Origin of the sequence: Streptomyces sp. CC208A (assembly GCF_030010625.1) — a bacterium.
Classification (GTDB): Bacteria; Actinomycetota; Actinomycetes; order Streptomycetales; family Streptomycetaceae; genus Streptomyces.
Genome location: NZ_JASCXN010000027.1, coordinates 104946 through 119550, shown reverse-complemented (window position 1 = coordinate 119550; position 14605 = coordinate 104946). Strand labels below are relative to the sequence as shown.

Below are 14605 nucleotides of genomic sequence, written 5' to 3'. Positions count from 1 at the left end.
GTGCTTTCCGGTCCCTTTCGCTTTCGCTCCGGGCCCTTCCGGCGGGTTCAAACATTACCAGGCTTTCTCCGCCTCCTTGACCACCCCTCCGCGCTCGCGCTCATCCGGAACGAACCGGGGCAGGCAGAGGTGTAGACCACTGAGGTTAGGATCTGGCTTGATGGTGCTGCCGACCCACGACTCAAGGCCGCGTTGGGGTCTGGCGGGGGTACGACAGTACATCCCACCGTCAGTAGAGGCAAATCGTTTCCGGTAGTCCCTAGGTCCGCCAATTGGTACACCTCGTGCGGAACCGGGACTTCCCATGACATACGCTTCTGAACAGTATGCGCCGCCCAGGACAGGTAGTGGCGGCGCCACACGATCTCCGCCCCTGGGAGGCTTCCCATGACAACCGTGACGTCGCCACTCGCTGGACGCGCCATCGGTCTCGCCGACGTTCCCGACCCGGTCTTCTCCGGTGCCATGGTCGGGCCCGGCACCGCCATCGATCCCGTGCGTGAGCCCTCCGAGGCGGTCTCCCCCGTCGACGGGGTCGTCGTCTCCATGCACCCGCACGCCTTCGTCGTCGTGGACGGCGAGGGGCACGGCGTGCTGACGCACCTCGGCATCGACACCGTCCAGCTCAACGGACAGGGTTTCGAGCTGCTCGTGAACAAGGGCGACACCGTGACGCGCGGACAGGCCGTCGTGCGGTGGAACCCTGCCGAGGTCGAAGCCCTCGGCAAGTCCCCGATCTGCCCCGTCGTCGCCCTCGAGGCCACGGCCGACTCGCTCTCCGACGTCCGTGAGGACGGCGACGTGAAGGCCGGCGACCAGCTCTTCGGCTGGAGCTGAGTCCGCTCCGTCGTCAGGACGGCTGCGCGTACGACATTCAACGCGGTGGTTCCGGCCGCCGCTCTATCGGAGACGGGTGAGATGGAGACAACGCTGCGAGGCGTGGGCGTCAGCCACGGAGTGGCGATCGGCCAGGTGCGGCACATGGGTACGGCGGTACTGGAGCCGCCCGCCAAGCAGATTCCCGCCGAGGAGGCGGAGCGCGAACAGGGGCGCGCCCGCCAGGGCGTGGAGGCCGTGGCCGCGGATCTGATCGCGCGCGGCAATCTGGCCGGCGGTGAGGCCCAGGCCGTGCTGGAGGCCCAGGCGATGATCGCCCAGGACCCGGAGCTCATGGCCGACGTCGACCGCAGGATCGCGGTCGGCAGCACGGCCGAGCGCGGTATCTACGACGCCTTCTCGCACTATCGCGAGCTGCTGGCGGGTGCCGGTGAGTACATGGCGGGCCGGGTCGCCGACCTGGACGACGTGCGGAACCGGATCGTCGCGCGACTCCTTGGCGTGCCGATGCCCGGGGTGCCGGACAGCGACGAGCCGTATGTACTGATCGCGCGGGACCTGGCGCCGGCCGACACCGCGCTGCTCGACCCCACGCTGGTGCTCGGCTTCGTGACCGAGGAGGGCGGGCCGACCAGCCACAGCGCCATCCTGGCGCGCGCCCTGGGGGTGCCGGCCGTGGTGGCGCTCCCTGGTGCCGGTGAGCTGGCCGAGGGCACGGAGATCGCGGTGGACGGTTCCACCGGCGAGATCTTCGTGGGGCCGAGCGAGGAGAAGAAGGCGGCGCTGACCAAGGCCGCCGAGGAGCGGAAGGCGGCGCTGTCCGCCTCCAGCGGTCCGGGGGCCACTTCGGACGGGCACAAGGTGCCGCTGCTCGCCAACGTCGGCGGTCCCGCGGATGTGCCGGCCGCGGTGGAGGCGGGTGCCGAGGGCGTCGGTCTGTTCCGTACGGAGTTCCTCTTCCTGGACGACAGTCAGAAGGCTCCGTCCGAGGAGAAGCAGGTCGAGGCCTACCGGAAGGTCCTGGAGGCGTTCCCGGAGGGCCGGGTGGTCGTGCGGGTGCTCGACGCCGGTGCCGACAAGCCGCTGGACTTCCTGACGCCGGCGGACGAGCCGAACCCCGCGTTGGGCGTGCGGGGCCTGCGAACGCTGCTCGACCACCCGGAGGTGCTGCGGACGCAGCTGACCGCGCTGGCGAAGGCCGCCGAGGGTCTGCCGGTGTACCTGGAGGTCATGGCGCCTATGGTGGCCGACCGGACGGACGCGAAGGCGTTCGCCGACGCGTGCCGCGAGGCGGGGCTCCAGGCGAAGTTCGGTGCGATGGTGGAGATTCCGTCCGCCGCGCTCCGGGCGCGTTCGATCCTGCAGGAGGTCGAGTTCCTGTCGCTGGGCACGAACGACCTGGCGCAGTACACCTTCGCCGCCGACCGTCAGGTGGGTGCGGTCTCCCGGCTGCAGGACCCGTGGCAGCCGGCGCTGCTCGACCTGGTGGCGCTGTCCGCCGAGGCGGCCAAGGCCGAGGGCAAGAGCTGTGGTGTCTGCGGCGAGGCTGCCTCGGATCCGCTGCTCGCGTGTGTGCTGACCGGTCTGGGGGTCACCTCCTTGTCGATGGGTGCGGCGTCGATCCCGTACGTGCGGGCGACGCTGGCGAAGTACACGCTCGCGCAGTGCGAGCGTGCGGCGGCCGCGGCGCGTGCCGCGGACACGGCGCACGAGGCGCGGCTCGCCGCGCAGGCGGTGCTGTCCGGGGAGTGATCCCAGGGTCGTAGCGCGTGGTCCGGAGGGGCTTCCCGTCGTCTGTGGCGGGGAGCCCCTTCGGCGTGTCCGGGGTCAGTGCCGGCCGGGGTCGTGGGCTTCGGGGTCGGGGGGCAGGGGGAAGCCGGGGCGGTAGTCGACGCCGTGCTCGGGAGGGAGGGGTTCGCCGGTGCGGGCGTCGGTGCAGTAGGCGGCGAAGACCTCGGCCTCGGTGAGAGGGACGAGGGTGCCGTCGGTGAGGCGCCAGCCGTGGAGCCGATCGGGGTGGTCGGGGTGGGTGACGCGCAGGACGAGCCCGCCCGAGGAGGCGAGGGCGATGCCGGCGGCGAGGACGGCGGTGAACTCGGTGGCGGCGGCGGGGTCGTGGTGGCTGGTGCCGTGGTCGTCGCGGGTGGTGTGGAGGACGGCGAGGAGGTGGTCGTCGGCGGCGGGGACGCTGCAGACGAGGTGGTGGGTGCCGGATCCCGCTCCGTCGAGGAGGCCGAGGAGGAGGCGGGTGGCCCGGTCGAAGGCGTCGCGGCCGAGGTCCAGGCCGCAGTCGGCGCAGTCTCCCGCGGTGGCGAGGACGGTGGTGGCGTACTCCCAGGTGGCGTGGCGGACGGCGGTGTCGATGAGTTCGGGGAGGAGGGTGGTGAGGGGTTGTCCGGTGTAGGTGACGCGGGCGCCGGTGGTGGCCAGGTGGTCGGTGAAGCGGCTGCGGCTGGTGGGGTGGTCGGGGTCGAGGCCGGTCTCGGCGCAGTAGGAGGCGTACTCGTCGGGGTCGAAGAGGGCCACGGTGGTGTGGGCGCCTTGGCGGGCGAGGGAGGTGAGGAGGGCTTCGACCTCCTTGAGGTAGGTGGAGTGGTCGGGGAAGGCGAAGGTGCGGTAGCGGCGCATCGCGGCGAAGTCCTGCTCGTCGGCGAGGAGGCCGACAGTGCTGGGGATCTCGCGGCGCAGGGCGCGGCGGAGGCGGGTCGTGGTGGTGGTCGTCATGGCTCCCCCTCGGGTGCGGTGGTCTGATCACCGTCGATCAGTGCTCACTCAGCGTAATCGCGGGCACTGACAGTGAGGGTGGGGCGGGCTTGAGGACGCGGTCGCGGATGAGTCGGTGCTGGGCCGCTCCGGCTCCGACGAGGACGAGGCCGAGGAGGGGCCAGGCGAGGGGGCCGGCGGTCATGACTCCGGTGACGAGGAGGGGGCCGGCGAAGCGCTGGCCGGACTGGGCGAGGCCGTGGACGCCGAGGTAGGCGCCCTGGGCCTCGGCGGGTGCGAGGGCGACCGAGAGTTCCCAGGAGGAGGTGGCGTGGATGATCTCGGCGAAGGTCAGGGCGACGACGGCGACGGTGAGGGCGGTGATGGCGAGGGTGCGGCCGCCGGCGGCGGAGGCCGCGAGGGCGAGGGTGCCGACGACGAAGAGGCCGGAGAGGGGGATGAGGAGGCGGCGGGCGGCGGGGGTGGTGGCGCCGAAGCGGGCGAGGGGGACCTGGAAGAGGACGACGAGGACGGTGTTGAGGACGAGGAGGAGGGGAGCGAGGCCGACGGGGGCGTCGGTGGCGTGGACGATCCAGAGGGGGATGGCCACTTGGAGGATGGTGTCGTCGAGGTAGAGGGCCGCGTCGGTGGCGGTGTAGCCGAGGAAGGTGCGGTCGCGCCAGGGGTTCGCGGGCCGGTGCCGGGGGGCGTCGGCCGAGGTGGCGACGGTACGGGAGGGGGCAGGGGGTTCGGTGCAGCGCAGGGTGAGGGCGGCGATGGCCAGGTAGGAGAGGACGTTGCCGACGAGGAGCCAGGTGTAGGCCTGGGTGGAGCCGGTGGCGAGCGCGGCGGCGGCGCCGAGCCCTCCGATGGACCAGCCGATGTTGACGGTGGTGCGCTGGATGGCCTGGTAGCGGACGCGGTCGGGGCCGGCCTGGCGGGCGGCGTAGAGCTTGATGAGGACGCTGCCTGCGCGGTCGGGGAGGGCTCCGAGCGCGGAGTAGAGGGTGAGGAGGAGGAAGTGGTCGCTGGTCAGGAGAGCGAGGAGGGTGATGCCGCGCATCAGCTGGGTGGCGACGATGACGCGTACGAGGGGGAAGCGGTCGGCGAGGAGACCCGCGAGAGGGGCGCCCGCCGTGCCGACGCCGCCGGCGACGGTCATGAGGAGGCCGACCTGGGCGAGGCTCAGGCCGGAGACGTAGGTGAAGTAGAGGGCGGTGCAGCCGGCCCAGAGGCCGGTGCCCGTCTTGTCGATGATGCTGACGACGAGCATCCGGCGGCCGTCGCGGCCTCCGGGGATGCGGTCGAGTGCGGTGCGGTGCCACGAGGACGGGCGGCTCACGCGGTTCCCCCTTGACGCAAGTTATGTACTGATACATACTTTTGAATGTGGCGACACAATATTCGATCCAAGGGGCGACGGCCAAGGGGATTGCCGCGTCCGTCGAACGCGGCGTGACCGAGGGCGAACTCGCGCCGGGCGACGCGCTGCCTCCCGTACGGAAGCTCGCGGACGACCTGGGGGTGAGCCCGGGCACGGTGGCGACCGCGTACAAGGAGCTGCGCGGGCGCGGGCTCGTGGTGACGCGCGGGCGGGGCGGCACGGTCGTGGCGGAGGCGCCCTCGGTGGCGTCCCGGCGCCCTCCCCGGATACCGGAGGGGCTGACGGACCTGTCGAGCGGCCTGCCCGATCCCGCCTTCCTGCCGGTGCTCCACCCGCAGGGCGAGAGGCGGCCCGTCTACGGCTCGCACCGGGCCGCGCCCCGGCTGGCGGCCCTGGAGGAGCTGACCCGGGCGTGGTTCCGGCGGGACGGCGTGCCGGCGGAGGGGGTGACCTTCGCGCACGGGGCGCTCGACTGCATCGCCCGGTTGCTCTCGGTGGAGTTGAGACCGGGGGACGCCGTGGCGGTCGAGGACCCCGGCTTCCATCACCTCCTCGACCTGGTGCCCGCTCTGGGGCTGCGGATGGTGCCGGTCGCCGTCGACGGCGAGGGGATCACGCCGGACGCCCTGCGGGCGGCGCTGCGGGCCGGGGTCAGGGCGGTCGTCCTCAGTCCGCGCGCGCAGTGCCCGACCGGGGCCGCGCTCTCGCCCGGACGACGAGACGAACTGGGCGCGCTGCTCCGGGAGTTCCCCGAGGTCCTCGTGATCGAGGACGACTACCTCGCCGAGCTCGACGGCCCCCCGCCGGTCACCCTCGGCTCACTGGGGCCGGCCCGCTGGGCGCAGGTGCGCACGGTCTCGAAGCGGCTGGGGGTGGACCTGCGGTGGGCCGGGCTGACCGGTGACGCGGTGACGCTGGCCCGGCACGACGGCCGGATGCTGATGACCTCCGGCTGGGTCAGCCATGTGCTCCAGGAGATCGTCGTGGGGCTGCTCTCCGATCCGGAGGTGGCACGCCTTGTGGCGCGGGGGGAGGCCGCGTACACCGAGCGGAGGCGGGCTCTGATCGACGCCCTCGGCGCGCGCGGCATCCGCGCGGTCGGCGCCGGGGGGCTGAACGTGTGGGTGCCGGTGCGGGACGAGTCGGCGGTGGTCAACGGGCTGCGGACGCACGGCTGGTGGGTCGCGGCGGGCACCCGGTTCCGGATCGCCGCGCCGCCCGCCGTACGGATCACGGCGTCCGTGCTTCCGCCAGAGGCGGCGGAGCGACTGGCGGCGGACTTCGCGCGGGTCCTGGGGGACGCGCAGGCGACGTACGGGGGTTGAGAGGCGGCACGGGTCCGCCGCCCGGGCCGGGGAGGCGGCCGGGCGGCGGACCCACACGCGCGTGGGGCGGGATCAGCGGGTGCGGTAGGCGTGGCCGAGGGTCTGGTCGAGGGTGTTGCCCTCGGTGTCGGTGAGGGTGGCGCGGAGCGAGACCGTACGGCCCTGGGCGGGGTTGCGGATCACGACGGCGCCGTCCACGACCGGAACGGCGGCCCAGGTGGTGCCGCCGTCGGCGGAGACCTGGACGCGGAGCGAGCGGAGGCCCGCGCCCGCGGCCGGCCCCTGGACCGTGACCGGGACACGGAGGTCCGTGCCGGCGGGGGCGGTGCCGTCGAGGGCGAGCGGCGGGGTGAAGCGGACGACGCTCAGCGGGAGCGCGGTCGGGGCCGTGGTCGCGGCGGAGTCGAAGGTCCAGACGGCGGTGGTGCGCCCCGCGCGCGTGCCGGTGCCGTGGAGGGCCGTGGCGGTGAGGCGGTAACGGGCCCGGTCGGGGGCGTCGAGCGTGAAGGAGGCCCGGCCCGGGTCGCCCCGGTGGGTGCCGACGAGGACGCCGTCGCGGTGGAGGGTGGTGGTGGCCGAGCGGAAGGCCGGCGCGGAGGGGGCGTGGCCGTCGCCGTCGGCGAGCAGCGGGAGGTCGAGGGAGAGCCGGTCGCCGTCGCGGACGCCGGCGGGCGGCGCGTCGGCGGACGGGTCGAGCGCGGGGCCGAGGACGGCGTTGTCGAAGGTGTGGGTGGTGGACGCGCCGGCGCGGACCGGTACGTCGGACTCCTCGTACTGGTTGGGAGGTGCTCCCGCGGTGCCGGGGGCGGTGTACCCGAGGTCCCAGCGGCCGCGTTCGGGGGTCACGAGGAAGGTCGCGATGCCCGGGCGGGTCACGGGGGTCGTGAGGCCGGCGGAGGTGCCCTCGGAAGGCTGGAACGAGACGAAGCCGGTGCCTCCGGTGCCGTCCCGGTCGGCGGCGCGGACCCGGAGGGTCGCCAGGTCGGCGGGGGCGGGCTTGCGGACGAGGCCGGTGAGGGCGCGGTCGGAGGTGAAGCGGTAGCCGAGGCCGTAGTCGGCCCGCGCACCGCTCCAGTAGCTGTCGACCCACGCCGTGACGGAGCCGGGCTCGGCGGCGGGGCCGAGGTGGGCCACGCGGAGGCCCGTCGCCGAGGAGATCAGGTTCGCGGAGCGGGTCGCTCCGCCGTGGTTGACCTCGACGAACGAGACGGCGTGCCGGGGCCGGGCGCCGTCCTCGGGCGGGCGGACGTCGACGGGGGCCGTGGTGCGGGCGTCGACGGTGACGGTCGTGTCGTGGTCGAGGTCGAGCCGGGGCTGGACGATCCAGTCCGTGCCGGAGCCCTCGCTCGGCGCCTCCAGCGTCGAGTCGAGGAGGTAACGGCCCTTGGGCAGGCGCAGGGTAACGGTGCCGGAGGGATCGTGGGGCTGTTCCCGGACGTCGGCGCCAGGGCCGGAGACGCCGGTGACGTGGGTCGTGTACGCGGAGGCGTCGGCGCCGGAGCGGTCCAGGTGGCGGATGGTGAGGGTGACCGTCCCGTCCTGGGCGGGGGCGGCCAGGGCGGTGGCGGGCGGGAAGGTGAAGGCTGTGGCCGCGAGGGCGGCGGTGAGGGCGAGGGGGCGGAGGGTGGGCCGGATCCTGGATCCGGTGTTCGGGGACGTGGATCCAGGATGGTGGGTCGTGGATCCGATCTTCTGGATCCTGGATCCGGTGTACTGGATCTTGGATCCGGTCGTGTGGAGCTCGGGTGCGGTGTTCTGGATCCTGGATCCGGTGGGTCGGATATCGGATCCGGTCGTCGGTGTTTCGTTCATGCAGGGAACTGGCCCCGGAGCGGGCGGAGTTCCCGTGACCTGGGCCACAGAGGGTGCTCGGCGGGCGGGCGGTGTGGTGCGGGTCACGGGAACCCGGGCGAACCGGCGGTCAGTACCCGGTGTGGAAGCAGAGATGAGAGAGCGTTTCCGGGCCGGGGATCCCTCGGCGCTCGGCGACGCGTACGACGCACACGCGCGTGTGCTCTTCCAATACGCGTACCGGATGTGCGGTGACCGGGCCGCGGCCGAGGACGTGGTGTCCGCGACCTTCCTGGAGGCGTGGCGCTGCCGGGGCAGGGTACGGGCCGAGGGCGGGAGTCTGAGGCCGTGGCTGCTCGGCATCGCGACCAACGTCCTGCGCGGTGCCGCGCGGGAGGCGCGGAGGCGGGACGCGGCGCTGGCCAGGATGCCCGACACGGGAGTGCTGCCGGACTTCAGCGACGCGGTGGCCGCGCGGCTCGCCGACGAGGAGCGGCTGCGGGCCGCGCGGGCCGCCCTCGGGCGGCTCCGGCGCCGGGAGCGGGAGGTCTTCGCGCTCGTCGTGTGGGCCGGCCTCGACTACGTGACCGCGGGCGAGGCGCTGGGCGTCCCCGTCGGGACGGTGCGTTCCCGGCTCTCGCGGGCCCGGGAGCGGCTGCGGGCGCTCGCCGACGCGGAGCTGCGGGCCGAGCGGCGCGGCCGAGGCCGACGTACAACCGGTGCTGACGCGGGGGGCGGTGCAGGGGGCGGTGCTCCTGTCGGCTCCCGGTCCGGTCACCGGTCCTCCCCCGTCGCCGGCCTCTTCCCCTCCCCGCCCGTGAGCACGGGCCGTACCGTACTCGTCCCCCCGACCTCCCCGGAGAAGCCGGCATGAACGACATCGATCCTCGTCCCCAGGACGCGCTGCGCGCCGAACTGACGGAGTTGCTGCCGCCGCCTCCCGTACCGGAGTTCGGGCCGGAGCGGGAGCGGGAGCTGCGGCGGGCCCTGCTGGCCTCGGCGCGGCCCGCACGGCCTGCGGTGTGGTGGACCCGGCGGGCCGTGCGGTTCGCGGTGCCCGCCCTGGTGTGCGGTGTGGCGGCCGGAGCGGTGCTGGTCGCCGCTCCCCCGGAGCCGCGTGAGCAGCGGCCTGTGGTGCGGGCTGAGGGGGCTTCCGCGGTGCTGTCCCGGGCGGCGCTCGCCGCTGCGGCCGCGCCCGCGCCGGACGCGCGGCCGGAGCAGTTCGTGTACGTGGAGAGCCTGGTCGCCCGGGCCGGGCGTCCGGCGGGCGGCGGGCCGACCGTGGTGGAGCCCGTACACCGGCGGCAGGTGTGGCTGTCCGCGGACGGGAGCCGGGCCGGGCTGCTGCGGGAGGAGGGGGCCGCCGACCAGGAGCTGGCGCCGCGGCTGCCCGTGTACGAGCTGGACCACCGGGGCGCCGAACCCCGGCGGACGGTGCCGGAACCGGAGGAACCGTCCGTGACCGCTCCGACGCACGCCTTCGTGGCGGGGCTGCCGACCGAGCCCGAGGCGCTGCTGCGGCTGGTGCGGGAGCAGACCCGTACCGGCGGCGGGGACGCGGACCAGCGGGCGTTCACGGCGGTCGGGACGCTGCTGGCCGAGACGTGGGCGCCGCCGCGGGTGACGGCCGCGCTGTTCGAGGCGGCCGCGCGGATCCCGGGGGTCGTGGTGGTGCCGTCGGCGCGGGACGCGGCGGGCCGGGAAGGCGTCGCCGTGGCCCGTACGGCGGGCGGGGAGCGGACCCAGTGGGTCTTCGACCGGGCGACCTCGGCGTTCCTCGGAGAGCGGACCGTGCTCGTCGCGGCCTCGGACGCCGGGCCGGCCGGGACGGTCCTGAGCGAGACGGCCGTGCTCAGGAAGGCGGCGGTGGGGCGGGCCGGTCAGCTGCCCGGCTGAGCCGGTCCGTCGTGAAGGGGCGCCCCCACGCGGGGCGCCCCTTTCCGTGCGTCAGCCCCGGCGGGCGGCCGCGAGGGACTCGTAGAAGCGCAGCAGGTCGAGGTTGTCGACCGAGCCCGGGTTGACGGCCTTCTCCAGGGGGGTGCCCTGGAGGAGTCGCTTGACCGGGACCTCGATGCGCTTGCCGGTGAGGGTGTGCGGGACGCCGGGGACCTCGATGATCTCGTCGGGGACGTGGCGGGGCGACAGTTCGGCGCGGATCGTGCGCCTGATCCTGTCGGTCAGCTCGTCGTCGAGGCTCGCGCCCTCGGCGAGGTGGACGAAGAGCGGCATCCAGTAGCCGCCGTCCGGCTCCTCCAGGCCGATGACGAGGGCTTCCCTGATCTCGGGGAGCCGCTCCACCGCCTCGTAGATGTCGGCGCTGCCCATGCGCACGCCCTGGCGGTTGAGGGTGGAGTCGGAGCGGCCGTGGATGACGACCGAGCCGCGGTCGGTGATCGTGATCCAGTCGCCGTGCCGCCACACGCCGGGGAACATCTCGAAGTAGCTGTCGCGGTAGCGGCTGCCGTCGGGGTCGTTCCAGAAGTGGATCGGCATGGACGGCATGGGGTTGGTGACGACGAGTTCACCGACCTCGCCGATGACCGGCTTGCCGGACGGGTCCCAGGACTGGAGGTCGGTGCCGAGGCCCGCGGCCTGGAGCTCGCCGATGTGGACGGGCAGGGTGGGGACGGCTCCTGCGAAGCAGGAGCAGACGTCGGTGCCGCCGCTGACGCTGGCGATCCACAGGTCCTCGCGGACCTCGTCGTGGAGCCAGCGGAAGCCGTCGGGCGGCAGCGGGGAGCCGGTGGTGGCGACGCACTTCACCGCGGACAGGTCGAAGTCGCGGCCGGGGTGGACGTCGGCCTTGGCGCAGGCCATCACGTAGGCGGCGGAGGTGCCGTACAGGGTGGCGCCGGTGCGTTCGGCGACGCGCCACTGGGCGGCGGTGTCGGGGTAGCCGGGGCTGCCGTCGTACAGGACGACGGTGGTGCCGGTGAGGAGGCCGGAGACGAGGAAGTTCCACATCATCCAGCCGGTGGACGTGTACCAGAAGAAGACGTCCTCGGGGCCCAGGTCGCAGTGGAGGCCCAGCTGCTTGAGGTGCTCGATCAGGATGCCGCCCTGGGACTGGACGATGGCCTTCGGCAGGCCGGTGGTGCCGGAGGAGTACAGGACCCACAGGGGGTGGGCGAACGGCACCTGCTCGAAGACCGGTTCCACGTCGGCGGCGACCAGGCCGGCCCAGTCGAGGGCGCCCTCGGGGGCGGGGGTGCCGAGGAGCGGGATGTGGACGACGGCGCGGAGGGTGGGGAGTTCGGCGCGGAGCTCGGCGACGGTGTCGCGGCGGTCGTGCTCCTTGCCGCCGTAGCGGTAGCCGTCGACGGTGAAGAGGACGACCGGTTCGACCTGCTGGAAGCGGTCGAGGACGGAGCGGGCGCCGAAGTCGGGGGCGCAGGAGGTCCAGACGGCGCCGACGGCGGCGGTGGCGAGCAGGGCGACGACGGCCTGGGGGATGTTCGGCAGGTAGCCGCTGACGCGGTCGCCGGGGCGGACGCCGAGGGCGCGCAGCTCGGCGGCGAGCGAGCCGACCTGTCGGCGGAGCTCGGCCCAGGTGACCGGGGCCGGCTCGTGGGTCTCGTCCACGTGGAGGAGCGCGGTGTCGTGGGGCCGGTCGGCGGCGGCGCGCAGGGCGTGCTCGGCGTAGTTGAGGGTGGCTCCGGGGAACCATTCGGCGCCCGGCATCGAGCGGTCGCCGAGCACGCGCGCGTAGGGGGTGGAGAAGCGGACGTCGAACCATTCGGCGACGGCCTTCCAGAAGGTCTCCAGCTCGTCGACGGACCAGCGGTGCAGGGCCGGGTACCCGCCGTCGGCGGGGGCGTCGTGGTGTTCGGCGGCCCACGCCTGGAAGCGGGTGACGGCGGCGTGGGCGATGCGCTCCTCGTCCGGCTGCCAGAGCGGCTCGGTCGGCTCGGTCGGCGCAGTTGTCATCGGGTGGCTCCCTGGCTGTACGCGGGTCGGCGTGTGTCGCGCGCACGTGCGGGGGTGTGCGCGTGACGCGGCTGACAGGACGATGCCATGGGAGCGGCTTTCGCACCAGGGCCGCCCGCCCGGGGGCGGCCGGTTGAACATGTGCTCCCACCACGGGTGAACGACAGTTGAACGGGGCTCGTGAAGCCGCTGGTGGGTGGCAGGGTGGCGGCCATGGACGGTCGTGGACGGGTGCGTTCGGTGAAGGTGTTCGGTGCGGTGAGGGTGTTCGAGTCGGTGCGGGTGTTCGGGTCGGCGCGGGGGCTCAGGACGGTGCTGACGGCGTGGCGGCGGCGGAGGGCGGACGCGTCGGCGCTGCCGCCGAGGGGTGCGGAGCGGGCCCGGGTGCCGGGCCTCGCGGAGGGGGCGGAGGCGCTGCCGGGCGGGGGGATCGTGCGGTTCGCCCGGTCCTCGCTGCGGGTGCGCGTGTCGGCGGGCGGCACGGTCTTCTGGGGGTGGGACGGGGCGGAGCCCGAGCCCTCGTACGCGCTGGCGGGCGCGGCGCCGGAGCCAGATCCGCGCGCGGTCCTGGAGCCGGACACGGACGGCGGCTGGCGGGTGGTGTCGGAGCGGGTGACGGTGGCGGTCTCGCGGCACGGGGCGGTGGAGATCCGTACGCCGGGCGGGGTGATGCTGCGGCGGGACCTGCCGCCGCGCTGGTGGGAGCCGGTGGGCGGGGGGCCTGCGCGGTGGGTGCAGCGGGCCGAGGTGCCGGCGGACGCGCGGTTCTTCGGGCTCGGCGGTCGGTCGGCGGGGCCGCGCCTGCGGGACGGCTCGTACCGGCTGTGGAACACGGACCCGAAGGGCCGGTTCGGGCCGGAGGACGATCCGCTGTACATCACGATGCCGGTGCAGTTCGTGGTCGCGGACGCGGGGACGCACCTGGCCTTCCACGACAACACGTGGGACGGGCGGGTGACCCTCGCGGAGGGCGAGGAGGGGGCCGGGTCCGGGCACGACCGGCCGGGCACGAGCGAGGTGCGGATGGAGGGCGGTCCGCTGCGCTGCTGGGTGGTGGTCGGCACCCCCGCGCGCGTGCTGCACAACTGGGCGGCGCTGACCGGGGCGCCGGCGCTGCCGCCGTCGTGGGCGCTGGGGCCGCAGCACGCGCGCTGGGGGTTCGGCAGCGCGGCGGAGGTGCGGCGGGTGGTGGCCGGGTACCGGGAGCGGGGGCTGCCGCTGTCCGCGGTCCATCTGGACATCGACCACTACGACGGGCACCGGGTGTTCACGGTGGACCGGGAGCGGTTCCCCGATCTGCCGGGGCTCGCGGAGGAGCTGCGGGGGCAGGGCGTGCGGCTGGTGTCGATCGTCGACCCGGCGGTGGCGGCGGAGCCGGGGAACGTGCTGTACGAGAAGGGGCGGGCGGCCGGGGCGTTCGTGCGGGACGCGCGGGGCGAGGAGGTGCGGGGGATGGTGTGGCCCGGGGAGTGCGCCTTCCCGGACTTCACGGATCCGGCGGTACGGGAGTGGTGGGGCGGCCTGTACGAGGAGCGGCTCCGGCAGGGCTTCTCCGGCGTGTGGCACGACATGAACGAGCCGGTCTCGTTCGCGCCCTTCGGCGATCCGACGCTCCCCCGGTCGGCCCGGCACGACCTGGACGGGCGCGGCGGGGACCACCGGGAGGCGCACAACGTGTACGGGCTCCTGATGGCCCGGGCCGGGTACGAGGGGCTGCGGCGGCTGCGGCCCGAGGAGCGGCCGTTCCTCTTCACGCGCGCGGGGTGGGCGGGGATGCAGCGGTACGGGGGGACCTGGTCCGGCGACGTGGCCACCGGCTGGCCGGGGCTGCGGGCCTCCCTCGCGCTGGTGCTCGGTCTCGGGCTGTGCGGGGTGCCGTACTCGGGCCCGGACGTCGGCGGTTTCGACGGGAGCCCGTCGCCGGAGCTGTTCCTGCGCTGGTTCCAGCTGGGGGCGTGGCTGCCGCTGTTCCGGACGCACGCGGCGCTGGACGCGGGGCGGCGGGAGCCGTGGGAGTTCGGCCCGGAGGTACTGGAGCACGCGCGCGTGGCGCTGGCCGAACGCGAGCGGATGCACCCGTACTTCGTCACCCTGGCCCGGCTCGCGCGGATGACCGGCGCGCCCTATGTGCGGCCGGTGTGGTGGGGGACGCCGGAGGACCGGGCGCTGCGGGAGTGCGAGGACGCCTTCCTGCTGGGCGACGCGCTCCTGGTGGCGCCGGTCCTGCACCGGGGCGCGGACCGGCGGGCGGTGCGGCTGCCGCGCGGCCGCTGGTACGACACGGCGACCGGCACGGCGTACGAGGGCCCCGGCCAGGTCCTCCTCGACGCGTCCCTCGCGCGCGTGCCGGTGCTGGCCCGCGCGGGCGCGGTCCTGCCGGTGCGGGGCGAGGACGGGGAGCTCACCCTGGAGGCGTGGGCGCCCGCGGCGGGCCGGACGGGCGGCGGTCTCGTCGTCCGCGACACCGGCGACGGCTGGGAGGCCGCGGAGATCGAGCGGTACCAGTCACGGCTCGTGGACGGCCGGGTCGTGATGGAGCGGCTGACGGAGGAGGGGCCGGTGGAGCCGGGGGTACCGGTGCGGGTGCGGGGCGTGTGAGGGGAGCGAGAGGGACGGGGGTTGTCGGACCCCTCGCCTA

General features: G+C 74.5%; 10 protein-coding genes. 6 read left to right on the top strand and 4 right to left on the bottom strand.

Features of this window, described 5'->3' with window-relative positions; genetic code table 11:
* Positions 1-387: 387 nt before the first annotated feature.
* Both QK442_RS26215 and ptsP read left to right on the top strand, forming a co-directional pair.
* Entirely contained in the window at positions 388-837 is a 450-nt protein-coding gene (locus tag QK442_RS26215) for a PTS glucose transporter subunit IIA (RefSeq protein ID WP_282696529.1), read from the top strand.
* An 81-nt stretch (positions 838-918) separates the two neighbouring features.
* The gene (gene ptsP / locus QK442_RS26210; RefSeq protein WP_282696528.1) at positions 919-2589 is read left to right on the top strand and encodes a phosphoenolpyruvate--protein phosphotransferase; all 1671 of its coding nucleotides are present in this window, start codon (positions 919-921) and stop codon (positions 2587-2589) included.
* A gap of 75 nt (positions 2590-2664) precedes the next feature.
* Here ptsP and QK442_RS26205 read toward each other — a convergent pair whose 3' ends face one another.
* Entirely contained in the window at positions 2665-3561 is an 897-nt protein-coding gene (locus QK442_RS26205; RefSeq protein ID WP_282696527.1) for a hypothetical protein, read from the bottom strand.
* A gap of 37 nt (positions 3562-3598) precedes the next feature.
* Entirely contained in the window at positions 3599-4882 is a 1284-nt protein-coding gene (locus QK442_RS26200) for an MFS transporter (RefSeq protein WP_282696526.1), read from the bottom strand.
* A gap of 47 nt (positions 4883-4929) precedes the next feature.
* Here QK442_RS26200 and QK442_RS26195 point away from each other — a divergent pair, with 47 nt between their 5' ends.
* The gene (locus tag QK442_RS26195; protein WP_282696525.1) at positions 4930-6249 is read left to right on the top strand and encodes an aminotransferase class I/II-fold pyridoxal phosphate-dependent enzyme; all 1320 of its coding nucleotides are present in this window, start codon (positions 4930-4932) and stop codon (positions 6247-6249) included.
* A gap of 72 nt (positions 6250-6321) precedes the next feature.
* On the opposite strand, the gene QK442_RS26190 is transcribed toward QK442_RS26195, so the two are convergent.
* Positions 6322-8061: a serine protease gene (locus tag QK442_RS26190; RefSeq protein ID WP_282696524.1), complete on the bottom strand. Its 1740-nt coding sequence runs from the start codon at positions 8059-8061 to the stop codon at positions 6322-6324.
* Positions 8062-8194: 133 nt separating this feature from the next.
* Between QK442_RS26190 and QK442_RS26185 the strand changes: the two genes are divergently transcribed.
* Positions 8195-8914: an RNA polymerase sigma factor gene (locus QK442_RS26185; protein WP_282696523.1), complete on the top strand. Its 720-nt coding sequence runs from the start codon at positions 8195-8197 to the stop codon at positions 8912-8914.
* On the top strand, positions 8911-9936 hold the full coding sequence (locus tag QK442_RS26180) for a CU044_5270 family protein (RefSeq protein ID WP_282696522.1): 1026 nt from the start codon (positions 8911-8913) through the stop codon (positions 9934-9936). The genes QK442_RS26185 and QK442_RS26180 overlap by 4 nt, the downstream gene beginning before the upstream one ends.
* A gap of 51 nt (positions 9937-9987) precedes the next feature.
* Here QK442_RS26180 and QK442_RS26175 read toward each other — a convergent pair whose 3' ends face one another.
* A complete protein-coding gene (locus QK442_RS26175) occupies positions 9988-11967 on the bottom strand; it encodes an acetoacetate--CoA ligase (RefSeq protein WP_282696521.1) in 1980 nt (659 codons plus the stop codon).
* A gap of 213 nt (positions 11968-12180) precedes the next feature.
* On the opposite strand from QK442_RS26175, the gene QK442_RS26170 reads away from it, so the two are divergent.
* Complete coding sequence (locus tag QK442_RS26170; protein ID WP_282696520.1) at positions 12181-14565, top strand: TIM-barrel domain-containing protein; 2385 nt, start codon at positions 12181-12183, stop codon at positions 14563-14565.
* Positions 14566-14605: the final 40 nt, after the last annotated feature.

Excerpts from the sequence above, each read along its gene's own strand:
- QK442_RS26170 (WP_282696520.1), top strand. The coding sequence starts at position 12,181 with ATGGACGGTCGTGGACGGGTGCGTTCGGTGAAGGTGTTCGGTGCGGTG.
- QK442_RS26205 (WP_282696527.1), bottom strand. The coding sequence starts at position 3,561 with ATGACGACCACCACCACGACCCGCCTCCGCCGCGCCCTGCGCCGCGAG.
- QK442_RS26175 (WP_282696521.1), bottom strand. The coding sequence starts at position 11,967 with ATGACAACTGCGCCGACCGAGCCGACCGAGCCGCTCTGGCAGCCGGAC.
- QK442_RS26185 (WP_282696523.1), top strand. The coding sequence starts at position 8,195 with ATGAGAGAGCGTTTCCGGGCCGGGGATCCCTCGGCGCTCGGCGACGCG.
- QK442_RS26180 (WP_282696522.1), top strand. The coding sequence starts at position 8,911 with ATGAACGACATCGATCCTCGTCCCCAGGACGCGCTGCGCGCCGAACTG.
- QK442_RS26190 (WP_282696524.1), bottom strand. The coding sequence starts at position 8,061 with ATGAACGAAACACCGACGACCGGATCCGATATCCGACCCACCGGATCC.
- QK442_RS26215 (WP_282696529.1), top strand. The coding sequence starts at position 388 with ATGACAACCGTGACGTCGCCACTCGCTGGACGCGCCATCGGTCTCGCC.
- ptsP (WP_282696528.1), top strand. The coding sequence starts at position 919 with ATGGAGACAACGCTGCGAGGCGTGGGCGTCAGCCACGGAGTGGCGATC.